The organism is Vibrio sp. NH-7, from assembly GCF_053643215.1.
The window spans coordinates 1,049,179-1,071,040 of sequence record NZ_CM132187.1; the positions used below are offsets into that span (position 1 = coordinate 1,049,179).

Genomic DNA, 21,862 nt, shown 5'->3' on the forward strand with positions numbered 1-21,862 from the left:
CGTTTGTTTTATCCTTTCAACTGTCTTGTTGGAATCTAGGCACCTGCTCTTTTTTAAAGGTGCCTTGTTCTATCGATTCCTTAAGTTGCTCTGCAATCTGTTCCAACTGTTTGTATTTACCGCTCTCAAAACCATACAAAAGCTGCAGTTCTTGTTCTGTTGCAATAGGAACACCAAAATCACTGGCAACCATTGCCCAAATATAGGCTTCTTCCCGTTGGTTCATTCGGTAGGTAATACTTGCCAATGACTTGAACACCTCATTGTTGATATTCGTTCGGTTGGTCAATTCGAGCGCTCGCAGCAACAATTGACGTGTTTTGAATAGATCACGGCTCGTGTAGAAGGTCGCGAGTGCATATTGCATCTCTGCGGTATCGAGTTGAGGGCTGCCTTCTAGTTGCAAAAATGCGCGTTTTGCTTGGTCACTGCCCATCCGGCTCCATAAAAAGTAGAGCGCATCTGGCGATGAGGACTTTGATAGGTCGTCAGCGATAGTCTCTAGATCGCTACCTGCGTTCACTAGTGCTTGGAATCGTCTTTGTTTGAGTTCTGTTTGGTCGATAGCTTGAATCTGAGAAGCGAGCTCTAAGCACTTTTTATACTCCGCAACCAGTTCATACTCTTTTATTCTGTTAACTGGTGTTGGATTCTTAAGTACTTCGAAGCGATGCCAAATCAAATCAGTTCTTGGTAATCGGCATTGGCCATCGTCCATGTTTAAGCGTTCGCATTTTAGCCCTGGGTTGCTCTCACAAAGTTGTTCTGTATTTTGTCGGCCTTCAAAACAGCCAACCAAGGGAAGGGTTAAAAGGCTGAGTGTAAGAGCATATCGTTTTTTCATAGTTTGGTCGCTTGTGATCCGTTAGACTTATTTGTTGTTCTTTCCTTGACTCAGGAGTGTAGCTCGCTATGTTCACTGCTGTTCGATTTATATTAAGGATACACCATGGACGCAAAGCAGTTAATTGATGCCATCACACCTGAGGCTTATGAGCGTCTACTTTTTGCTGTTGAAACAGGAAAGTGGCCTGAAGGTACGGTATTAACCCAAGAGCAACGAGATTCATGCATGCAGGCAGTGATGATGTATCAGTCAAAGCACAATAGTGATGCTCAGCATATGACAGTGGCTCAAGGTGGGGAAATTAGCTTTAAATCAAAATCAGAATTGAAAAAGCAGTTTCAACCCGAGCAACAAGACATTGTGCGAGTTAATCCCAATAAACAGTAGTGTAAAAAGGCAGGAAGGTTCCTGCCTTTTTAGTTATTAACCGCAGCACTTTTTAAATTTTTTCCCGCTACCACAGAGACATGGATCATTGCGGCCGACTTTAAGGCTAGACACTGTCTGAGAGAGGCGCTCGTCTTTTGCCTCGTCAGGGAAGGTGCCATCTATGTAATACCACTGGCCATTTTCTCGCAGGAAGCGTGAACGCTCTTCCATGCAGTATTCATCACCATCCTGATAAAACCGTGCTTTGAAAGTGACAAAGCCTTCATCCTCGTTGTGACCAGGCTCGGTCGATATGACTTCCAAACCTCGCCAGTCCCCGTATACCGATTCTGCTATGTCATCTCGCTGGGATTGCGCATTGCAGCTAGGGTGGTAGGTGTCAACCACGAAGTCGACCAATTGTTTCACGTGAGCAGAGTACCTTGAGCGCATCAGTTGTTCAGGCTGGTGTGCAAGGCTTGAGTCAAGGTGAATAGGCTCGCAGCATTGCGCGTACTCTTGCATGCTGCCACAAGGACATAGAGACATGTTTACTCCAAGTTTTATCGTTGTACGGCGAGAAGTTCAGCGGTCCATTTTACGGACTTCTCGTAACTTTCGCTCAGTGCGAGTTGGTCTAATTTTAGCACTGAGCAGTACTGAGAGACGTCATCCCATTGTGCTCTCTCATAAGCACGGATTAGCCCAAGTAGTTGCCCAAGTTCGCCGGCACCGTCTGTCAATGCGAGTTTGATTGACTCTTCGACGGGAACCTCATTAATGATTTGCTCGATTGGGCGATCAAGTAAGCTATCGAGTAGAGAAAACATCCCCATTAAAAAGGCTTGTCCAGCTTCGAGCTTTGGGCTTAATGAGCGGGAAAGTAATTCGCAATGACGAGCCCGTTGAATTGACAACCCATACAAGTAATCGGGTTTGTGTTCTTGGGTTGAAGCCAGCGCCACCAATGAGATGAACTTGCGAAGCTTGTCTTCTCCTAGATAAACCAATGCCTGCTTAAACGATTGAATCTTGTTGCTAACAAGCGCTGAAGAGTTGACGTAGGTGAGCAGTTTATAAGACAAGGTGACGTCTGTGCTGATCAGCGATTCGACTTTGGCATAGTTGATCTCTTGATGGGAAATTTCCGTCAACAGTTGCACAACAGTCATAAATGAAGGCTCAAGCGACTTTCTTTGAATCATCTCAGGCTTGCTGAAAAAGTATCCTTGAAAGTAGTCAAAACCCATTTTTTTGGCTTTAGCGAACTCCTCGTGGGTTTCTACTTTCTCAGCCAAGAACTGAATGTTGCTATTTGAGAATCGATCAATAAACAGCTGTGCTTTGTCCAGCGAAATCGCTTGAATATCAAACTTTATGATGGATACAAAAGGTAGAAAAGCCCGCCATTCTTTGGAGGGAACAAAATCGTCGAGTGCGATTTTATAGCCGAGCGCAGCCATCTCTTTGACTGCGTCTAACAAGTCGCTTGTAGGTTCACAATCTTCAAGAATCTCAATCACCAAACTGTCTGCAGGGAACAATGTTGGCACCTTATTGATCAAACTTTGATAGGGAAAGTTCACAAACCCAAGTTTGTCTCCCAAGGTAGCGTAATGAGTAGACAGAAAGTGGTCGGAGAGTAATCGACTGGTTGCGTGCTCAGGGTCAATCGCGGGAAATGTGTTTTTGGGTCCGTCCCTAAAAAGTAGCTCGTAACCAACCGTTTTTTTGGATTTATCAAGTATAGGTTGTCTTGCAATGTACGAATATTTCAAGGTTTATGCCGCGCTCAATGAATAGGTTTACGACTCGCAGCAGATATTCTGCTGCATAAAAAATATCAGAGCTGATTGAGAAAAATCAATCGTTTAGTCGGTGCTGAACGGTCTAGTTTGCAGTTCGAAGGATTCTTTATCGTAGCTCAACACGGAACCTTGAGTGTACCAATCCCCTAATACAATTCTAGTATTTGTCGTACCACTTCTATCAAATGTGTGAACCATAGGGCGGTGAGTATGGCCATGGATCATCAGATCAACACCATGAGCTGCCATTACGCGTGCGACTTCACTTTGAGTCACATCCATGATCTCTAACGATTTGGTTTGCTTGTCATCTTTAATATCAGACTGAACCTTAGACACGATCTTCTTTTTGATGAACATCGGAATGCGATTGAACACCCATTGGAGCCAAGGTTGGTGAACTTTCTCTCGATATTTTAGGTAATTGACATCGCGGGTACATAGTGTGTCGCCATGTAGGACAACGGCCTTTCTTCCGTATAAGTCTATCGTCGTTTCATCACCAAGCAGAGTAACACCAGTTTGTTTAGCAAAGCGTTTCCCCACTAGAAAGTCACGATTTCCTTGTGTGAAGAAGACAGGAACGCCGTTCTCTGTGAGCCTCTTAAATTCTTCGCGGATGGTGGAGGCAAAGTCGGACTTGTCGTCATCGCCAATCCAAAACTCAAACAAATCGCCCAATACGTAAAGGGCTTCTGCATGAATCGCTTCTTCTCGCATGAATTTGCGGAAACAAGCATTGATCTCAGGAGTAGAAGGGGACAGGTGTAAGTCGGAGATAAATAGTGTTGTCATGGTTGAGCTTACCTAAAAGAAAAGGAAGAGCGCGAGGCTCTTCCTAACTACCGTTATTCTTCGATAGTTGTGCCTGTGATTAGCACATCTTCTAGAGGTACGTCTTGGTGCATGCCGTATGAACCAGTGCTAACACCTTTAATTTTGTTAACGATGTCCATGCCTTCAACCACTTCACCGAATACACAGTAACCCCAACCATCTAGGCTTTCGCTACGGAAATCTAGGAATGTGTTGTTGTTTACGTTGATAAAGAACTGAGAACTTGCTGAGTGCGGTTCCATAGTACGAGCCATTGCTAGCGTGCCCACTTTATTGCTCAGGCCGTTATTTGCTTCGTTCTTGATTGGAGCGCGAGTTGCTTTCTCACGAAGGCCAGACTCCATACCGCCACCTTGAATCATGAAACCATCGATAACACGGTGGAAAAGAGTGTTGTCGTAGAAACCATCACGGCAGTACTGTAGGAAGTTCGCGCTTGTTTCTGGTGCTTTCTCTTCGTTTAGCTGAATTTTGATGTCACCAAAATTAGTGTGAAGGGTGATCATGACTATGTCCTTTACATATGGTTTTTGATTTGAACCCAAGATTCTATCTTAACTTTTATGACATTAATACGTGAAAAGTGAGGGTTGAGACTTGAGTATCGGTGTTATTGACGGCTTTTTGCGCATTCGAGGGATTACCTTAGCGAAGACTAGTTGATATACTGACACACTATTTTATTTCACCTAATTATTAGATAGAGATCATGTTAAAGATATACAACACACTCACGAGACAGAAAGAGGAATTCAAACCAATCACTGCCGGTAAAGTAGGCATGTATGTCTGTGGGGTAACCATCTACGATCTCTGTCATATCGGTCATGGTCGCACATTCGTTTCATTTGATGTGGTTTCGCGTTACCTACGTTACTTGGGCTACGATCTTACGTTCGTTCGCAACATTACCGACATCGATGACAAAATCATTAAGCGTGCGAATGAAAATGGTGAGTCATGCGACTCGCTAACCGAGCGTTTAATTGGCGAAATGCACGCTGACTTTGACGCGCTAAACATGAAGCGTCCAGACGTAGAGCCTCGCGCGACGGAGTTCATCGCAGAAATCATCGAGCTGGTTGAAAAGCTGATTGAGCGTGGTTTTGCATACGTTGCAAGCAACGGTGATGTGATGTTTGAAGTGAAGAAGTTTGACGAATACGGCAAGCTATCTAAGCAAGACTTGGATCAACTGCAAGCGGGAGCGCGCGTTGATGTGGAATCGGCGAAGCGCAGCCCGCTAGATTTTGTGCTTTGGAAAATGTCTAAACCAGGAGAGCCTACGTGGGAGTCGCCTTGGGGTGCAGGTCGCCCTGGTTGGCATATTGAGTGTTCAGCCATGAACTCGTCTATTTTAGGCAACCACTTTGACATTCATGGCGGTGGTTCAGACCTTCAGTTCCCGCACCATGAAAATGAGATCGCTCAATCTTGCTGTGCTCATGGTACCGACTACGTGAACACGTGGATGCACAGTGGCATGGTGATGGTCGATCGTGAAAAGATGTCTAAGTCACTTGGTAACTTCTTCACAATTCGTGATGTACTAGGTCATTACGATGCCGAAACGGTGCGCTACTTCCTAATGTCTGGCCATTACCGTAGCCAATTGAACTACAGCGAAGAGAACCTTAACCAAGCCCGCGCTTCTCTAGAACGCCTATATACTTCACTTCGTGGTTTAGATGCATCTGTAGACGCCGCTGGCGGTGAAGAGTATGTGACACGCTTTACGGATGCGATGAATGACGACTTCAATACACCAGAAGCGTATTCAGTTCTGTTCGATATGGCTCGTGAGATCAACCGTCTTAAAACGGAAAACATCACAGCAGCGAGTGCATTGGGTGCATTAATGCGTGAACTCGCTGACGTGATCGGTATTCTCCATCAAGATCCAGAGGCCTTCCTAAAAGGTGATGCAGGCAATGACGATGAAGTGGCTGAAATTGAGGCTCTCATCAAACTGCGTAATGATTCGCGTGCATCAAAAGATTGGGCGAATGCTGATATGGCGCGCGATAAGCTTACTGAAATGGGCATCGTCCTAGAAGATGGCCCTGAAGGCACGACATGGCGTCGTAAGTAAGCGTTAAGCATTTATAAGGGCTGTTAATTCAGCCCTTTTCTTTAGTTTTTATACATTTCTAAACAGGAAACCCCAGTGGCTCAGATGTACTTCTATTACTCGGCAATGAATGCGGGTAAATCAACCACTCTTCTTCAATCATCATTTAATTACCAAGAGCGCGGTATGACACCAGTCATCTTTACTGCAGCACTCGATGATCGTTACGGAGTTGGAAAAGTTAGCTCTAGAATCGGTTTACAGTCTGACGCGCAGCTATTTAATGGCGAAACGGATCTTTACAGAGAAATCTCTGCTCTCAATGAAGTCGAAAAACGTCACTGTATTTTAGTGGATGAATGCCAGTTTTTATCGAAAGAGCAGGTGTATCAACTTACGGAAGTGGTGGATAAACTCCATATCCCTGTACTTTGCTATGGCTTAAGAACGGACTTTCTCGGGGAGCTTTTTGAGGGGAGTAAATATTTGCTGTCATGGGCAGACAAACTGGTTGAGCTAAAAACCATTTGTCACTGTGGTCGTAAAGCCAACATGGTTATCCGTACCGATGAGCATGGCGTGGCGATTGCGGAAGGTGATCAAGTTGCGATTGGTGGCAACGATCGTTACGTGTCAGTATGTCGTCAGCACTACAAAGAAGCACTGGGTAAATAGCTTAAGAGTCAGAGGGTGCCTAAGTAGGTATTATTCCACAAGCCGCTAAATCAATATTGCCACCTAGTGATGAGTTATCCGAATTTGGCGCATGCATGTTGCATAATACTTACTCAGAAGCCCAATCATGAACAAGCGGCTTGTAGAAGCAATACCTATTTACTTGGCTGAGAACAGGATAATCATGAGATACAAAAAAGCGAAGCACTAGGCTTCGCTTTTTTGTTGTATTCGACTAATTCTGATTGCACGAGGCAGTCGGAGATTAACGAGCACGGAAGACGATGCGACCTTTAGATAGATCGTATGGAGTCATCTCTACAGTTACTTTGTCACCAGTAAGAATACGGATGTAGTTCTTACGCATTTTACCAGAGATGTGAGCTGTAACTACGTGGCCGTTTTCTAGCTCAACACGGAACATTGTGTTTGGAAGAGTATCAAGGACAGTGCCTTGCATCTCAATTACGTCTTCTTTAGCCATTTAATCCTCTTTTCAAAATGGGCAATTTTTACCAGCGCATAATGCCGCTAAAAATGAATTATGTAAAGTTGGGGCGTATTCTACCCTTGCCAACGCTGATTTACTAGCCTTTGATGGCGTTGAAAGCGGACTTTGTAATTCATCGCTGGGCATTCATCAATTTGATAGCCTAAATAGAGCCACTGTTTGCCTTGCTGCTGACAATATTGAAGCTGGAACAACACGCCTAATGTACCGAGAGAGAGGTCATAGTCGGGGTCAAAGAAGGTATAGAAAGCACTGGCACTATTGGACAAAATGTCGGTCACCGCAACAGCGATCAGCTTTCCATCATCGTAGACGTGCAAGTATTGAGTATTCAGCCACGCACAAGCAGAAAATGAGGAAAATTCATTTTTCCTGGGAGGGTACATGGAGCCCGCTTGGTGGCGCGCCTCAATGTAACGGGCGTAAAGCTCAAACCAATCCTCATCCATGCTTTCTTTCAGCGTCCATTCAAAGGATTTGGCTTTGTTTAACAGTCGCTTTTGACTCTTTGACATCTGAAAGTCAGGGACAGAAACTCGCAACGCATGACAAGCACTGCAGTTGTCGCAGTGAGGTTTATAAATGGTATCACCACTGCGACGAAATCCGTTGGCAAGCAGGACTTCGTAACTCGAACCACAATGCATTGACGGATCAAGAGCAACGGCGACGCGCTCTTGTCTGTCGGTCAAATAACTGCATTGATGGCTGTCTGTGAGTCCAATTCGGATCTGTTGTAGATCAGAGCTCATTTAATCCCTCAGTTGGTGACTTTAGCCACTGTTGTTTAAAACAATCTTTCATTACGGGGTGTTGATTAAATGATAGCAGGCTTTGAGCAAATTCTTCTCTTTCAAGTTCAAACGCGCCTAACGATTGAAGGTGTGGATTCATCACCTGGCAATCGATCAATTGACCACCATGCTCTTTGAAGTGTTGGCAGAAAAACCAAAGTGCTATTTTGGACGCGTTGGTTTTTACGCTAAACATCGACTCACCACAAAAGATCTGGCCAATGGATAAACCGTAGAGACCGCCTACTAACTCGTCGTTTGACCAAACTTCCACAGAGTGACAATAACCTAAACTGGCAAGGCGTTTATAGGCAGACCGCATATCGGGATTCAGCCAAGTTTCTTCTGGGCTCCTTAGCGCTGCACATTGGTCAATGACTAACTCTGTTGCTCTATTTATACTGACGGAGTAACCGTGTTTACGTTGAAACTTTTTGAGACTTTTGGAGGGTTTGAATGTCTTAGGGTTAAACACCGCTCTTGGCGAGGGACTCCACCATAGGATGGGCTCATTGGGGCCATACCAAGGGAAAATGCCGTTTTGATAAGCAAAGACAAGCCGCTCAGGGCGGAGGTCGCCTCCGATAGCAAGTAAACCATTGGGGTCGTCCAAGGCATCTTGTGGCGAAGGGAACCAAATCTCATCTGGATCAAGTTCGGTAAGATAGAGCGTCATGAAATAGGGTATGAAAATGAAAAAATTATTGTGGATCATATTGGTTTTTCCGCTAATTGCCAATGCAGCATATCAGCGAAATACGGCTCGTCCGGTTAATGATGTCGTGTTTGGCAAAGTTGAAACAGTCCGTTACATCAGTCAGCAAGATATTGTAAAAGCTCAAGGTTCTGGTTGGGAAACCTTATTGGGGGCGGTTTTTGGCGGGGTTATCGGCAACCAATTTGGCGATGGGCGTGGAAAGGAAGTGGCCACTGCAGTGGGCGCAATCGCTGGATCGGGCGTTGCTCGAAACCACGCCAACCAAGAGTATCGAATAGAATATAGATTGGTTGAAATTCTGATCAAAACAGAGAAAGGTCAGCTCATCGATGTGATTCAAGACGTTGATAATCAGATGTTATTCGAACGAGGGGATGACGTCCGAATTCTCTATTTTGATGAAGGCGTCAGAGTCGATAAAACCTATTGAGCATCTCGTTTTCTATCATGAGCTCGGATGACATAATTATTCAGTGTTAATCCCCGTTTTGGTCTGGTTTTACGTAGGGATTTTAGATAGTCTGCAAGTACGAAGAATTTTTCATCGCCCAGTAAGTAACGCTGGGCGAGCAAGGAATATCAATTTTAATGGAAAGCCTTACGTTACAACCAATCAATAAAGTCTCTGGACAAGTGAACCTGCCTGGTTCAAAAAGTGTATCAAACCGCGCCCTGCTACTGGCCGCTCTTGCTAAAGGCAAGACTCGACTCACCAATCTACTTGATAGTGATGACGTTCGTCATATGTTGAACGCGCTGACTCAGCTTGGTGTTCACTATCAACTCTCCGAAGATAAGACAGTATGTGAAGTCGAAGGCTTGGGTCAGCCCTTTCAGTCTGCACAAGCGTTAGAGCTTTTCCTTGGTAATGCCGGAACGGCTATGCGCCCTTTGGCTGCAGCGCTATGTCTTGGCCAAGGTGAATACGTATTAACTGGTGAGCCTCGCATGAAGGAGCGCCCGATTGGCCATTTGGTTGATGCCCTACGTCAAGCGGGTGCAGAAGTTGAGTACCTAGAGAACGAGAATTTCCCGCCACTTAAAATTCACGGTACGGGACTAAAAGGTGGAACGGTCGAAATCGACGGTTCGATTTCAAGCCAGTTTCTGACAGCATTTTTGATGTCTGCGCCACTCGCACAAGATGATGTAACGATTAAAATTGTGGGCGATTTAGTCTCGAAGCCGTACATCGATATTACTCTACACATCATGGCACAGTTTGGTGTTAACGTTGAAAATAATAACTACCAAGAGTTTGTTATCCGCAAAGGCCAATCGTATGTAGCGCCAGGGGATTTCTTGGTTGAAGGCGATGCGTCATCTGCATCTTACTTCCTTGCTGCCGCCGCGATTAAAGGTGGGGAAATTAAAGTTACGGGTATCGGTAAAAACAGCATTCAAGGCGATATTCAATTTGCGGATGCGCTAGAGAAAATGGGTGCACAGATCGAATGGGGCGACGACTATGTTATTTCGCGAGTTGGCGAATTGAAAGCCGTTGATATGGATTTCAACCACATTCCCGACGCGGCAATGACGATCGCTACGACGGCTCTATTTGCAAAAGGGACCACGGCAATTCGTAACGTGTATAACTGGCGTGTAAAAGAGACCGATCGTCTGTCTGCAATGGCAACCGAACTACGAAAAGTTGGGGCAGAAGTTGAAGAGGGTGAAGACTACATCATCGTCAATCCACCAGCGAAGCTAACTCACGCAGCGATCGATACTTATGATGACCACCGTATGGCGATGTGTTTTTCATTGGTTGCATTAAGCGATACGCCAGTGACAATCAACGACCCTAAGTGTACGTCAAAAACCTTCCCTGACTACTTTGATAAGTTGGCGGGGTTGAGCGCTTAAGTTTGATCGTCATATTCGATAGGGCATAACAGAAACAAGGGTTGGTACTGAATACCAACCCTTGTTCTATTTATCTTCAACCTTCTAAGGTGAATTCTTTTGATAGGTGATGAGCTAAGTATTTAAACATGTTAAATACGGCTGTGGTATTTGGGGTTGGGAGCCCATTGTCATCAAGAAAGTAATTGCCTTTAAAAACCAACACACCGTCTTTTTCTTCTACGCTGTCCGCGCGCATACCTTCAATGTAGTCGTCGTGTTCTTGGATGATGTGATTCGCAATCATCAGCAGTTCAAACTGCGAGATAACTTTCTTATCGCTCATAGTCGTACTCGTTTGTGGTAATGGTTAACACTAAGAAATGATGCGTTGATTCTAAAAGTAATCCATTGGATTGCAAATGGTCTAGATCAAGGGTTTACCGAGCTGCCTGGAATCCCCCATACGATTGGTTTTGTGACAAGAGGCATAAAAACTATTGAGAAACTGGCATCTAGGATTAACAGACGTTTAGTATGTGGCCCTTTCTAGTCCATCGACTTTCGTCGAATTGTCGAGCAGTTAAAGTTTATTTTTGAAAAAGATATTGATCTTCTTGCAATCTCGCTCAATAGTAAAAAAAGAACTGAAGCATTAAGTATGCCATACGCTAATGTCGTTTGGCCGTCATTATAGGACACTTGAGTCAATTATGGGTAAGTCACTGGTTATTGTGGAGTCGCCAGCCAAAGCGAAAACCATCAATAAGTATTTAGGTAAAGACTTTATTGTAAAGTCGAGTGTGGGTCACGTACGTGATCTGCCGACCGCTGGCCAAAGCACGGGTCAAAAAGCAGCTGCGGTATCAACCAAAGGCTTAAGTGCTGAAGAAAAAGCGCGAATCAAAAAAGAAAAAGATCGCAAAGCGCTCATCAAAAAAATGGGTATCGACCCTTACCACGGCTGGGAAGCAAACTATCAAGTGCTTCCGGGCAAAGAAAAAGTGGTCGCTGAGTTGCAAAAATTAGCCAAAGACGCTGACAGCGTTTATCTCGCAACCGATTTGGACCGCGAAGGAGAAGCCATCGCTTGGCACCTTCGTGAGATCATCGGTGGCGATGAAGAGCGATACAAGCGCGTGGTGTTCAATGAGATCACCAAAAACGCAATTCAACAAGCTTTTGAAAAACCGGGCGAGTTAAGCATGCCGGGTGTCAATGCTCAGCAAGCGCGTCGTTTTATGGACCGTGTTGTTGGCTTTATGGTCTCTCCTTTACTTTGGAAAAAAGTTGCGCGAGGTTTGTCAGCAGGTCGTGTTCAATCGGTAGCGGTGAAGTTATTGGTAGAACGTGAACGCGAAATCAAAGCCTTTGTTCCTGAGGAGTTTTGGGACATTCATGCTGATACTAAAACGGCTGACAAAACAGATTTCCGCTTGCAAGTGGCGCAAAAAGACGGCGTTGCGTTTAAGCCGGTTAACGAAGCAGAAACCAATTCGGCGATGTCAGTGCTTGAGAAAGCGGCATACGAAGTCTGTAAACGTGAAGACCGCCCAACGTCTAGTAAGCCATCAGCACCTTACATCACATCGACGCTTCAACAAGCCGCCAGCACGCGTTTAGGCTACGGCGTTAAGAAAACCATGATGTTAGCTCAACGACTCTATGAGGCGGGCTACATCACGTATATGCGTACCGACTCAACTAACTTGAGTTCAGAAGCCGTGGATGCTGTGCGTGGTTTCATTGGCAGCGAGTTTGGTGATGCGTACTTACCCGCTAAGCCGAATGTTTATGGAAGCAAAGAGGGAGCACAAGAAGCGCACGAGGCAATTCGACCTTCTGATGTTTCTGTCAAAGCCGAAGACCTAAATGGTATGGAAGCTGACGCGCACAAACTGTACTCATTAATTTGGAACCAGTTCGTTGCATGTCAAATGACGCCTGCGAAATACGACTCAACAACGGTGAGTGTGAAAGCGGCAGAGTACACCCTTAAAGCCAAAGGACGTATTCTGAAGTTCGATGGTTGGACTCGTGTTCAACGTCCTATGGGCAAAAACGAAGACCAAATCCTTCCAGCGGTTCAAGTTGGCGACAAAATTGATCTGGTCGCACTTGATCCTAAGCAGCACTTTACCAAGCCACCAGCGCGCTTTACTGAAGCAGCACTTGTTAAAGAGCTTGAGAAACGTGGTATCGGTCGACCTTCTACTTACGCTTCTATTATTTCAACGATCCAAGATCGTGGATACGTAAAAGTTGAACAACGCCGTTTCTATGCAGAGAAGATGGGTGAGATTGTGACTGACCGCTTAGACGGCAGTTTTGACGACCTAATGAACTATGAGTTCACTTCACGCATGGAAGAAAAGCTCGACCAGATCGCTGAAGGTGATGCGGACTGGAAGAATGTACTCGATGACTTCTTCGCGGATTTCACTGGCGACTTAGCGAAAGCGGAACTGGATGAAGCAGAAGGCGGTATGAAGCCAAATCATATCGTTTATACCGATATTGAATGCCCGACGTGTTCTCGTCAAATGGGCATTCGTACGGCATCGACGGGTGTTTTCCTAGGCTGTTCTGGATACGCACTCCCACCGAAAGAGCGCTGTAAAACAACGATTAACCTTGGTGATGAAGACGGTATTATCAACGTTCTTGAAGAAGACGTCGAAACCGCTGCCCTTCGTGCGAAAAAACGTTGTCCAATTTGTGAAACGGCAATGGACGCTTACCTGATTGATGACAAGCGTAAACTTCATGTATGTGGTAATAACCCAAATTGTGAAGGCTATGTCGTCGAGCATGGTGAGTACAAAGTAAAAGGTTACGATGGCCCCGTTGTCGAGTGTGACAAATGTGGCAGCGACATGGTACTGAAAAACGGTCGTTTTGGTAAATACATGGATTGTACGAGTGAAGAGTGTAAAAACACGCGTAAAATCCTAAAGAATGGCGAAGTGGCTCCACCGAAAGAAGATCCAGTGCATCTGCCTGAGCTAGAGTGTGAAAACTCTGATGCTTACTTTGTGTTGCGTGATGGCGCATCGGGCTTGTTCTTAGCCGCTAGCACTTTCCCTAAATCGCGCGAGACTCGAGCACCATTAGTAGAAGAGCTGATTCGATTTAAAGAGCGTATTTCACCTAAGTTCCACTACTTAACTGAAGCGCCAGAGAAAGATCCAGACGGCTTACCAATGGTTGTGCGCTTCAGCCGTAAAACGAAAGAGAATTATGTCCGCTCTGAAGTAGACGGTAAGCCATCAGGCTACACGGCGCTCTACATTGACGGTAAATGGGAAATTACGGATAAGCGTAAAAAGCCAGCTAAGAAAAAGTAACGACTTTTCGCTCAACACAACGAAAGCAGCCAATTGGCTGCTTTTTTAATACGCGTCATATCACTAAAGTAGTAGATAGTTGCAGTGAATGTATGCTTTTTGAGCATTCAAGATGTTTATTGCTTATTTCATGGTTATCTCTTTTGACAACTTAGTTAGTAGCTTCTATTGGTTAAGTGTTAGTTGGGATAATAATATGAAATTAAGAGAAACCTTGTTGCTGTTCTTGATACTGGTCAGTGGTGTGTTTGCTGTAACCGCGTATACCGTATCAAAGAAAGCTGTAGATAGCGTCGTACAAGATTTGATTTGGAAGTACAGCCAAGTGGCTGCGCAGCATGACATTGAGCAAACGCTAGCACCAATATTAGAAGAAGTCGCACTTGCCCAAAAGATTGCTACAGACCCGCACATCGTGTCATGGGGCCGAAATGCGAGCGATGAAGTCTATCGTAGTACCGCAGAAGCTGTTTTGGAACGATATCGTTGGCAATTCAAATCCAAGAATTTCTTTATCGCGCTTGACGGTGACTTGTCATATCACTACAACGATGTCCCTAGCATTCGCCAGCCATCATATCTTCGTTACTATTTAGAGCCAACCTCTGTAACTGACACTTGGTATTTTGACCAAAAAGCGCAAGGCCAACGTCTTTCAGTCAATATCGCGAAAGACATCCATATCGATCGAACTAAGGTTTGGATCAACCAAGCTATTCTCGACAAAGGTCAGTTTCTCGGCATCGTAGGGACTGGGATGGATATTGATCTCTTTACGAGTCAGTTGGCGCATCTTGATACCTCTTCATTAAGAACGTTTTTTGTAGATGAGAAGCACAGGGTTCAACTAATTTTAGAATCTGGCCAGTTCGATTATCCACTGAGAAGTGCGAAGTTTGAGAAGCCCGACTTGGCATCGATGATACCCAATCGCCAAGATTTGGAGGTGCTGACCCAATTCATGCGCAAGCAAAAATACGGTCAAGAGGCGGAGTCCCTGATGATTGAGCAAAATCAAGGACGAGCGGTCGTCTCCATCAACTACATTGAAGAGTTGGGATGGTATGAGCTCACGTTTGTTGATGTAGAGAGCATGTTGCCGCCTTGGACGTACAGCAATTTGGGTTACATCTTTGTCGTGATCACGCTGTTGTTTGGAGGGTTTTCTTACTATTACTGGCTGAATGTTTGGGTTAAGCCCCTTGAAATCTCTGCCCAGCGAGTTCACAAACTCGCGAAGGAGAGTGACTATTTTGTTAGTGAACGCAGTAGCGACTTGGCAAACCATTTGTCTGTTATAGAAGAAGAACTGACGAAAAGTCGCCACTCACTCCATAAAATGGTGGTTTCGCGCACTGCTGCGCTGGATGAATTAACCACGGTCGATGTTGTTACTCAGTTGTGGAATAAGAAGGGGTTGGAGAAGGAGTTGGCAATGGAAATTGCACGCTCTAAAAGAGAGCAAACTGCCTTTGGCCTTATTTGGATAGATCTGGGGTTAACGGATGACGAAACGATTGAAACGGCGTCGGCAAGTTTTGAATCTACGTTGTCAGCCGCGGGGCGAGGGATTTGTCACGCGATCCGAGTCTATGACCAAGCGGCTCGTTGGGAGGACGATGAGTTTATAGTCTTGGTACGAACAAAGTACCCGTGCAGTTTGAATCAGCTTGCAGGACGAATTAAATCTTGCATCTTATCAGAACAAATGGACAGCGAGCACCTTCAACGCCTAACCGACAGTTTGGCCATAGGAGGGACCGTTATTCATCCAGGCTCCTCAGAAAGAGAGGCTTTGACCATGGCAGACAGAGCGCTTTATCTTGCTAAGGGAAAATCGGGCGAAAAGGTCTACATCCATCATTGTCGAGCACCTGCGGATCAAATTGCATAACATGCATCTGCAATCCTTTTTTAATCATATATTTACAATCTCAATTGTTCTAAAAGTCGAGTAATGCCTCAGTTATTCATGCAAGTATCACTAATTTGTAGTTAATCTGTTACGGAGTTGTACCAGCTGGAGGGCAATGTGTGAGCTAACCCAGAGTGATGGAAAGTAATGCGTGTGCGGCTGTTAGTACAGCATATTTTAAATTGTAATCTTTTTGAAATACGATAACTTATAATAAACCTCTTGCACATTTTTTGTGTAGGGATTGCTAACGACGTTAGGTTGTAGAGTGGCATGCTTTTCGTGTCGTGCGCTCTTAGGAAATGAGATAAGCCCCCCAATAAAAAAATATGCTTATCCGAAAAAATATTATATGGAGAGAATAGAATGGCTGGTGTTTTAGGTATGATCCTTGCTGGTGGAGAAGGCTCGCGTTTGCGTCCGTTGACCGAGTCTCGTAGTAAACCTTCGGTGCCATTTGGCGGCAGTTACCGATTGATCGATTTTGCATTGAATAACTTTGTTAATGCAGATTTGATGCGCATTTACGTACTGACTCAGTTTAAATCACAATCTTTGTTCCACCACCTGAAGAAAGGCTGGAACATTAATGGAATTACCGATCGCTTTATCGACCCTATTCCTGCTCAAATGCGCACTGGTAAGCGTTGGTATGAAGGGACAGCCGATGCGATCTATCAAAACTTACGTTTTATGGAGTTGGCAGAACCGGATCAAGTATGTATTTTTGGCTCTGACCATATTTACAAAATGGACATCAAGCAGATGCTCGATTTCCACAAAGAAAAGCAAGCGGCCTTGACCGTTTCTGCGCTTCGTATGCCATTGTCTGAAGCTTCGCAGTTTGGCGTAATTGAAGTCGATGCAGAAGGGCGTATGGTCGGCTTCCAAGAGAAACCAGAAAATCCAAAGTCAATCCCAGGGGACCCAGAGCACGCATTGGTTTCAATGGGTAACTACGTTTTTGAAGCGGATCGATTGTTCTCTGAGTTAATTGAAGACGCGGACAACCCAGATTCGTCCCATGATTTCGGCAAAGACATCATTCCAAAAATGTTCCCATGCGGAGACGTTTACGTTTACGACTTTAGCACTAACCGAATCACAGGTGAAAAGGAAGAAGTATATTGGCGTGATGTAGGTACGATTGGCGCGTACTGGGAAGCGCATATGGACTTGTTGGAGAAAGATGCACCTTTCTCACTCTACAACCGTAAGTGGCCACTACACACTTACTACCCACCATTACCACCCGCAACGTTTACTGACTCAGATAACGGGCGTGTGCAAATCATCGATAGTCTAGTATGTAACGGCAGCTATGTACGTGGCTCAAGAATCGAAAAATGTGTGCTTGGCTTCCGCAGTAATATTGCATCGGCGTGTGATATCAGTGAAAGTATCCTTCTGGGCGACGTGAAAGTCGGCGAAGGCTGTGTATTGCGTCGTGTAATTGTCGATAAAGATGCTGATATTGCACCGGGCACTCAAATTGGTGTGAACCTTACAGAAGATAAAAAGCACTTCCATGTGTCCGATGAAGGCATCGTAGTTATTCCAAAAGGAGCTCGTGTTGGCTACTAAGAATTTATCTATTCTATTCGTAGCATCGGAAGTCGAAGGATTGATCAAAAGTGGCGGCTTGGCGGACGTGGCCAAGGCGCTTCCTGAAGCGCTCCGAGAACTCAATCAAGACGTTCGTTTAGCGTTGCCCGCTTATCGAAATGTAAAAGGGATAGAGCAAGCGCAAGTCATTCTGGAAACACAGCTAGAGCACTGGCCGCATACCTCGTATAAAGTTCGTGAACTGTCGATTTCTGGTGTTGTTGTTTATGCGATCGATTGTCCTCAATATTTTGACCGTCCTGAAATGTACGCTGAAAATAACCAAGCTTACTCCGACAATGGTGAGCGATTTGCCTTTTTCAGCGCTGCGTCTCTAGATATGCTGCAAAAGCTTGATTTTCAACCGCATATTGTTCACGCCAATGATTGGCACACTGGACTGGTCCCGTTTTTGCTTACACATCGTTATGGCTCTTGTCCATTTTTCGCTAAAACTAAAAGTGTTTTATCGATTCACAATGCAGTCTTTAAAGGTGTGTTTAGCTATGATGAGTTGCAATGCCTACCTGAGTTTCATGCTCGTTACGCACCTGATGCGGCGGTGAGCCCTTCGCACGTCACTATGCTAAAAGCTGGGGTGCTAAATGCAGATAAAATTAATGCTGTGAGTCCTAGCTACGCAAACGAACTGAAAACCGAACTGGGTAGCCATGGCATGGCCGCCGAGTTTCAGCGTCGTGCGGATGATCTAGTGGGGATTCTAAATGGTTGTGACTATTCTGCTTGGAATCCAGAAACGGACGCATACCTGCCTGCCAACTATCGAGCTAACCGCCAAAGTATGGTTAGGGGTAAGCGAGCGTGTAAGCGCAGTTTGCAGGAAACGGTAGGGCTGGCTGAAAAAGATGTCGCTATGTATGGAATGGTGTGTCGCCTTACCAATCAAAAAGGTGTGCATTACCTATTGCCTATCCTGTCACAGTTTTTGAAGCACGATGTTCAACTTGTCATTGTTGGTACCGGTGACCCAGTATTGGCTTCGCGCCTGAAAGAGGTGGAAGCGCTGTTCAGTGACAAGTTCAAGTTTGTCGAGGCCTATGACAATGGGTTAGCTCACTTAGTTGAAGCGGGTTCGGATTTCTTCTTGATGCCTTCGGAGTTTGAGCCTTGTGGTTTAAACCAAATCTATAGTATGGCTTATGGCACTTTGCCTATCGTCCGAGGTGTTGGAGGGCTGAAAGATAGCGTTAACGACTACGATGAGAACCCTGCGAGCGCAACGGGGTTTGTATTCGATGAGCCTGAACCGATTGCGTTGCTTCTTGTTTTACAGCGCTCGTTATTGCTTTACGCACAACAACCTAACGAAGTAAAACGCGTGCAACTATACGCAATGGAGCAAAATTTCTGCTGGAGCAAAGCGGCGGATGAGTATTTGACGCTTTATCACAGTGCGCTTAATAGCTAACGGAACAAGCTAAGTATATTGAGGCGTCGTATGACGCCTTTTTTTGTATTTTTTCAATTTTAGACAAGATAAGTAACACGAAATGACATAAGCTGAATTAAAATTGCATTAGTTTGTGCTAATCTTCTGCTTCCAAGTTATTCCAGTAAGAAACTCTGAACGTCACTATGAACTCTGAAATGCTATTTCACAAAACATTTGAACACCCAACAAGCAATGAGTGGGTGGTTTTTGTGCATGGAGCCGGAGGCAGTTCGTCTATTTGGTTCAAACAAATCAAAGCGTACAAGCAGCACTTCAATTTGTTGCTCATAGACCTAAGAGGGCACGGGCGATCAAATCAGCTGCTAAAGGAGATCATGGCGAACCGCTACACGTTTAAGGCGGTCACGCAAGACATTCTCCAAGTTCTGGATCATCTCAAGATTCGATCAGCACACTTCGTTGGGATGTCTTTAGGCACGATCATCGTAAGAAATATCGCAGAGCTTGCTTCGGAGCGAGTGAAATCCATGGTGCTGGGTGGGGCAGTAACACGCCTGAATACGCGTTCACAAGTGTTGGTGCGTCTGGGCAACTTATGTAAACACATCGTGCCTTATATGTGGTTATACAGCTTGTTTGCTTATATTGTAATGCCACAGCGTACACAGAAAGAATCACGTCACCTGTTTATCCGCGAAGCCAAAAAACTGTGTCAGAAAGAGTTTAAGCGCTGGTTTATACTCACGGCAGAAGTAAACCCATTAATGAAGTATTTCAAAGATAGAGAATTGCCAATTCCGACGCTGTATCTAATGGGAGAGCGAGACTACATGTTTATTAAGCCAGTGAAAGAGATGGTTGCCGTTCACCAACAGAGTCAATTGCTTGAGATTCCTGATTGTGGACATGTATGTAATGTAGAGCGTCCGGAAGAGTTCAATCAGCATTCGATTGCCTTTATACAACAGCAAATTAAGGCGACTTAATCTGCCGCGGTGCCGCATTGCCAGCAAACCCCAAATTGTGATTCGTTGACTTCTCCACATTGACTGCAGTGCCAGTCACTACCATTTTGCATTGTCCTAAATTGGTCGATGATCTCATTCGCCTTATTGCACTTATTTGGTTCTAAAAGCCAAACATAAGGCTCGCTGTTTTCACCAAATGGGACTTCTCCCTGCAACCCGAATATCCCTTCACCACGGACTTCACAGCTGTGTCTTGAGACTTTAAAAGCTCACAGACAATGTGAGCTTCGGGGGGATTACTCGCTGAGTAGATTTTCATGACGCCGAGCCATTTTGTGCGGATGGCGATGATTTAATTTTATTCATGACCCATTTCGCAATGACTGGGAAAAGACCCAGTAAAGCAAATGACGCTAAGACAGAAGGCGAGACAATGCCAGAAAGGCTCTCGATTTGCGCTAACTGAGTACCCGCATTTAAGTAAACGGCTGTGCCGGGTAACATACCTAGTTGGCTGACAAAATAGAATCGAGCTACCGAAATAGGCGTTAATCCCATGAGTAAATTAATAAGAAAGAAAGGGAAGACAGGAATCAACCTTAGTGAGAATAGATAAAACGCCCCATCACGCTCTACACCTTGGTTAATCGCACTCAGCTTATCGCCAAACTTTCCTTGCACCCAGTCTCGCAATAGGAAACGGCTGCTTAAAAAGGCGAGCGTGGCACCAATGGTGCTGGCGAAAGAGACCAACAGCAAACTTGTCCAAAACCCAAAGAGCGCAGCGCCCAGAAGCGTAACAACGGCTGCTCCAGGAATGGAAAACGCGGTTATGGCGACGTAGGCGAAAAAGTAAGTCAATGCGGCGAAGACGAAGTTTTCGCTGATGTAATCTGAGAGTGCAAGCTGCTGAGCTTTCGCATTTTCAAGCGTCAGGTATTGTCCAAAGTTCATCGCCAGAAAGGCGATAAGCGCAACTAAGACTATCCCCAAGATCAATTTTTTATTCATAATCGCGTCCTTTAATACTCTTCGCAAGGATAACTCTGACCCTATAGTTACATACTTAAGTTAGTATAGGGAATGATTGATATAGACAATAAGAACGAGAGCGAGAAGAAAATATTTCCTTAGAGACTAAAAAAGCCAGCAAGTGCTGGCTTTTTCATCGATTGATTGAGCTAGTTGCTCAATTTATTCAGTAGTTCTTGTCTTCGGCTTTGTGGTATAACAGACCAATGTGTGCCCCTGATTGCTCCCTCTAGTGCCCACAGCAGTTCAACGCTCACTTCTGCTGAGTGTGTCGATTGAATCGCCTTGTACGCTTTAACAGCGCCCGCTTCTTCTAAAGATTCGACATCGTCAATCCCGGCTTTCTTTAGCATTCTTTCCGTTGCCAAGCGCAGGTTGGGTAGGTCTTTCAAGCGATTTGGTTTCGCTTTCGATTGTACTTTTTTCTCTTCTTTTGCTGCGATCAGCGCTTGTCTTGCCAATGCCAGTGTTTTTTCATTGTCTGAGGAAATGTCATCGCTTAAAGCAAAATATTTAGTCACAACGGGAAAACCACGTTTTTTGTAGACGTAGGGTTCCAAAGAAAGGGCATTGCACTGTTTGATTAACTGAGCATCCGCTCTTACATGAAGCTTATCGTTGACCACTAAAGCAAACATCGTCTCATCTGCGAATATGCCGAAGCCGCCAAACATTGAACGAGACTTAATTTGACCAAGTTGCTCAAATAGTCTCATTGAGTCTTTAAGTATTGGTTTATCCATGCTGTATTTTCTCGGTGTATATGTATACGCCACCAATTCAGGTCCGAGAGATTAGCAAAATAATGCAGAAATTTTGTCAGTAAGGTGTCATACAAGAAAACACTTCGTAAAATCTCGACGAATTCCATGTCTGCTCATACTCAGTATTGAGACGCGTCCAGTTTACGAGAAAGCTTAATGTACTAGTTTTGCATTTTTGCCATCGGCAACCCCGCTACCTTGTATAAGTATACTTAAGGCCGGAGGCTTTGCGTCCCATCCTTTCGAAATGGTTTGCCCTGTTCGTGGCATTGATCGAACAAGTTAAGAATAAATAATATTTGAGGTAAGTATCACACTTGTAGTGAGTAAATGTGATCT

General features: G+C 44.9%; 21 protein-coding genes, 1 pseudogene and 1 riboswitch. Of the genes and pseudogenes, 10 read left to right on the plus strand and 12 right to left on the minus strand.

Translation table 11 applies throughout. The features are described from left to right. Positions 1–16 precede the first annotated feature (16 nt). Positions 17–844, minus strand: a complete 828-nt coding sequence (locus ACUALS_RS04985) for a DUF2989 domain-containing protein (RefSeq protein WP_322413862.1) — start codon at positions 842–844, stop codon at positions 17–19. Between the two features lie 105 nt (positions 845–949). Between ACUALS_RS04985 and ACUALS_RS04990 the strand changes: the two genes are divergently transcribed. Then, positions 950–1,234 (plus strand): YeaC family protein, encoded by a 285-nt coding sequence (locus tag ACUALS_RS04990; protein ID WP_038138929.1) that lies wholly within the window; start codon positions 950–952, stop codon positions 1,232–1,234. Positions 1,235–1,270: 36 nt separating this feature from the next. Here ACUALS_RS04990 and ACUALS_RS04995 read toward each other — a convergent pair whose 3' ends face one another. The 4 genes from ACUALS_RS04995 to ACUALS_RS05010 form a co-directional block, all read right to left on the minus strand. Continuing rightward, positions 1,271–1,765, minus strand: coding sequence for a YchJ family protein (locus ACUALS_RS04995; RefSeq protein ID WP_454448989.1), 495 nt, complete (start codon positions 1,763–1,765; stop codon positions 1,271–1,273). A gap of 14 nt (positions 1,766–1,779) precedes the next feature. Next, on the minus strand, positions 1,780–2,994 hold the full coding sequence (locus tag ACUALS_RS05000) for an EAL and HDOD domain-containing protein (RefSeq protein ID WP_454448990.1): 1,215 nt from the start codon (positions 2,992–2,994) through the stop codon (positions 1,780–1,782). A gap of 93 nt (positions 2,995–3,087) precedes the next feature. Further along, entirely contained in the window at positions 3,088–3,819 is a 732-nt protein-coding gene (gene lpxH / locus ACUALS_RS05005) for a UDP-2,3-diacylglucosamine diphosphatase (RefSeq protein ID WP_038192913.1), read from the minus strand. Between the two features lie 53 nt (positions 3,820–3,872). Then, a complete protein-coding gene (locus ACUALS_RS05010; protein WP_038138919.1) occupies positions 3,873–4,367 on the minus strand; it encodes a peptidylprolyl isomerase in 495 nt (164 codons plus the stop codon). A gap of 203 nt (positions 4,368–4,570) precedes the next feature. Here ACUALS_RS05010 and cysS point away from each other — a divergent pair, with 203 nt between their 5' ends. Next, positions 4,571–5,953 (plus strand): cysteine--tRNA ligase, encoded by a 1,383-nt coding sequence (cysS, locus tag ACUALS_RS05015; RefSeq protein WP_038138917.1) that lies wholly within the window; start codon positions 4,571–4,573, stop codon positions 5,951–5,953. A 75-nt stretch (positions 5,954–6,028) separates the two neighbouring features. Then, positions 6,029–6,607 (plus strand): thymidine kinase, encoded by a 579-nt coding sequence (locus tag ACUALS_RS05020; RefSeq protein WP_454448991.1) that lies wholly within the window; start codon positions 6,029–6,031, stop codon positions 6,605–6,607. Between the two features lie 265 nt (positions 6,608–6,872). Here the strand turns inward: ACUALS_RS05020 and infA are convergent, their stop codons facing one another. The 3 genes from infA to aat all read right to left on the minus strand — a co-directional run bounded on the left by infA (position 6,873) and on the right by aat (position 8,588). Then, positions 6,873–7,091: a translation initiation factor IF-1 gene (gene infA, locus ACUALS_RS05025; RefSeq protein WP_001040192.1), complete on the minus strand. Its 219-nt coding sequence runs from the start codon at positions 7,089–7,091 to the stop codon at positions 6,873–6,875. A gap of 80 nt (positions 7,092–7,171) precedes the next feature. Further along, positions 7,172–7,870: an arginyltransferase gene (locus tag ACUALS_RS05030; RefSeq protein WP_038192906.1), complete on the minus strand. Its 699-nt coding sequence runs from the start codon at positions 7,868–7,870 to the stop codon at positions 7,172–7,174. Further along, the gene (gene aat / locus ACUALS_RS05035) at positions 7,860–8,588 is read right to left on the minus strand and encodes a leucyl/phenylalanyl-tRNA--protein transferase (RefSeq protein WP_454449220.1); all 729 of its coding nucleotides are present in this window, start codon (positions 8,586–8,588) and stop codon (positions 7,860–7,862) included. Before aat ends, ACUALS_RS05030 begins: the two co-directional genes overlap by 11 nt. A gap of 16 nt (positions 8,589–8,604) precedes the next feature. Here aat and ACUALS_RS05040 point away from each other — a divergent pair, with 16 nt between their 5' ends. Together ACUALS_RS05040 and aroA are read left to right on the plus strand one after the other, a co-directional pair. Continuing rightward, positions 8,605–9,060 carry a glycine zipper 2TM domain-containing protein gene (locus ACUALS_RS05040; protein ID WP_454448992.1) on the plus strand — a complete coding sequence of 152 codons (456 nt, stop codon included), beginning with the start codon at positions 8,605–8,607 and terminating at the stop codon, positions 9,058–9,060. A gap of 158 nt (positions 9,061–9,218) precedes the next feature. Next, positions 9,219–10,499 (plus strand): 3-phosphoshikimate 1-carboxyvinyltransferase, encoded by a 1,281-nt coding sequence (aroA, locus tag ACUALS_RS05045; protein WP_454448993.1) that lies wholly within the window; start codon positions 9,219–9,221, stop codon positions 10,497–10,499. A 76-nt stretch (positions 10,500–10,575) separates the two neighbouring features. Here aroA and ACUALS_RS05050 read toward each other — a convergent pair whose 3' ends face one another. Continuing rightward, the gene (locus tag ACUALS_RS05050; protein ID WP_038138902.1) at positions 10,576–10,824 is read right to left on the minus strand and encodes a YciN family protein; all 249 of its coding nucleotides are present in this window, start codon (positions 10,822–10,824) and stop codon (positions 10,576–10,578) included. Positions 10,825–11,191: 367 nt separating this feature from the next. On the opposite strand from ACUALS_RS05050, the gene topA reads away from it, so the two are divergent. From topA to ACUALS_RS05075, 5 genes are all read left to right on the plus strand, one after another. Beyond that, positions 11,192–13,825 (plus strand): type I DNA topoisomerase, encoded by a 2,634-nt coding sequence (topA, locus tag ACUALS_RS05055; RefSeq protein WP_454448994.1) that lies wholly within the window; start codon positions 11,192–11,194, stop codon positions 13,823–13,825. Positions 13,826–14,021: 196 nt separating this feature from the next. Continuing rightward, complete coding sequence (locus ACUALS_RS05060; protein WP_454448995.1) at positions 14,022–15,719, plus strand: GGDEF domain-containing protein; 1,698 nt, start codon at positions 14,022–14,024, stop codon at positions 15,717–15,719. Between the two features lie 387 nt (positions 15,720–16,106). Then, the gene (glgC, locus tag ACUALS_RS05065; protein WP_038138894.1) at positions 16,107–17,324 is read left to right on the plus strand and encodes a glucose-1-phosphate adenylyltransferase; all 1,218 of its coding nucleotides are present in this window, start codon (positions 16,107–16,109) and stop codon (positions 17,322–17,324) included. Next, a complete protein-coding gene (gene glgA / locus ACUALS_RS05070) occupies positions 17,314–18,774 on the plus strand; it encodes a glycogen synthase GlgA (protein WP_454448996.1) in 1,461 nt (486 codons plus the stop codon). Before glgC ends, glgA begins: the two co-directional genes overlap by 11 nt. 167 nt (positions 18,775–18,941) lie before the next feature. Then, positions 18,942–19,745 carry an alpha/beta fold hydrolase gene (locus tag ACUALS_RS05075; RefSeq protein WP_005470478.1) on the plus strand — a complete coding sequence of 268 codons (804 nt, stop codon included), beginning with the start codon at positions 18,942–18,944 and terminating at the stop codon, positions 19,743–19,745. Here ACUALS_RS05075 and ACUALS_RS05080 read toward each other — a convergent pair. The 3 genes and pseudogenes from ACUALS_RS05080 to ACUALS_RS05090 all read right to left on the minus strand — a co-directional run bounded on the left by ACUALS_RS05080 (position 19,742) and on the right by ACUALS_RS05090 (position 21,502). Beyond that, positions 19,742–20,046, minus strand: a pseudogene (locus tag ACUALS_RS05080) (putative signal transducing protein). The gene ACUALS_RS05075 and the pseudogene ACUALS_RS05080 overlap by 4 nt on opposite strands. Further along, the gene (locus ACUALS_RS05085) at positions 20,043–20,738 is read right to left on the minus strand and encodes a TVP38/TMEM64 family protein (protein ID WP_038192887.1); all 696 of its coding nucleotides are present in this window, start codon (positions 20,736–20,738) and stop codon (positions 20,043–20,045) included. Before ACUALS_RS05085 ends, ACUALS_RS05080 begins: the two are co-directional and overlap by 4 nt. A gap of 170 nt (positions 20,739–20,908) precedes the next feature. Next, positions 20,909–21,502 carry a TfoX/Sxy family DNA transformation protein gene (locus tag ACUALS_RS05090; RefSeq protein WP_005470434.1) on the minus strand — a complete coding sequence of 198 codons (594 nt, stop codon included), beginning with the start codon at positions 21,500–21,502 and terminating at the stop codon, positions 20,909–20,911. Positions 21,503–21,703: 201 nt separating this feature from the next. Then, positions 21,704–21,790: riboswitch (cyclic di-GMP riboswitch) on the minus strand. Positions 21,791–21,862 lie beyond the last annotated feature (72 nt).

Coding starts and splice junctions, on each gene's coding strand:
- ACUALS_RS04995 (WP_454448989.1), bottom strand. CDS start 1,765: ATGTCTCTATGTCCTTGTGGCAGCATGCAAGAGTACGCGCAATGCTGC.
- ACUALS_RS05050 (WP_038138902.1), bottom strand. CDS start 10,824: ATGAGCGATAAGAAAGTTATCTCGCAGTTTGAACTGCTGATGATTGCG.
- ACUALS_RS04985 (WP_322413862.1), bottom strand. CDS start 844: ATGAAAAAACGATATGCTCTTACACTCAGCCTTTTAACCCTTCCCTTG.
- ACUALS_RS05090 (WP_005470434.1), bottom strand. CDS start 21,502: ATGGATAAACCAATACTTAAAGACTCAATGAGACTATTTGAGCAACTT.
- ACUALS_RS05010 (WP_038138919.1), bottom strand. CDS start 4,367: ATGATCACCCTTCACACTAATTTTGGTGACATCAAAATTCAGCTAAAC.
- aroA (WP_454448993.1), top strand. CDS start 9,219: ATGGAAAGCCTTACGTTACAACCAATCAATAAAGTCTCTGGACAAGTG.
- ACUALS_RS05030 (WP_038192906.1), bottom strand. CDS start 7,870: ATGAGCTCTGATCTACAACAGATCCGAATTGGACTCACAGACAGCCAT.
- glgC (WP_038138894.1), top strand. CDS start 16,107: ATGGCTGGTGTTTTAGGTATGATCCTTGCTGGTGGAGAAGGCTCGCGT.
- topA (WP_454448994.1), top strand. CDS start 11,192: ATGGGTAAGTCACTGGTTATTGTGGAGTCGCCAGCCAAAGCGAAAACC.
- infA (WP_001040192.1), bottom strand. CDS start 7,091: ATGGCTAAAGAAGACGTAATTGAGATGCAAGGCACTGTCCTTGATACT.
- ACUALS_RS05085 (WP_038192887.1), bottom strand. CDS start 20,738: ATGAATAAAAAATTGATCTTGGGGATAGTCTTAGTTGCGCTTATCGCC.
- ACUALS_RS05040 (WP_454448992.1), top strand. CDS start 8,605: ATGAAAAAATTATTGTGGATCATATTGGTTTTTCCGCTAATTGCCAAT.
- aat (WP_454449220.1), bottom strand. CDS start 8,588: ATGACGCTCTATCTTACCGAACTTGATCCAGATGAGATTTGGTTCCCT.
- ACUALS_RS04990 (WP_038138929.1), top strand. CDS start 950: ATGGACGCAAAGCAGTTAATTGATGCCATCACACCTGAGGCTTATGAG.
- cysS (WP_038138917.1), top strand. CDS start 4,571: ATGTTAAAGATATACAACACACTCACGAGACAGAAAGAGGAATTCAAA.
- ACUALS_RS05075 (WP_005470478.1), top strand. CDS start 18,942: ATGAACTCTGAAATGCTATTTCACAAAACATTTGAACACCCAACAAGC.
- lpxH (WP_038192913.1), bottom strand. CDS start 3,819: ATGACAACACTATTTATCTCCGACTTACACCTGTCCCCTTCTACTCCT.
- ACUALS_RS05060 (WP_454448995.1), top strand. CDS start 14,022: ATGAAATTAAGAGAAACCTTGTTGCTGTTCTTGATACTGGTCAGTGGT.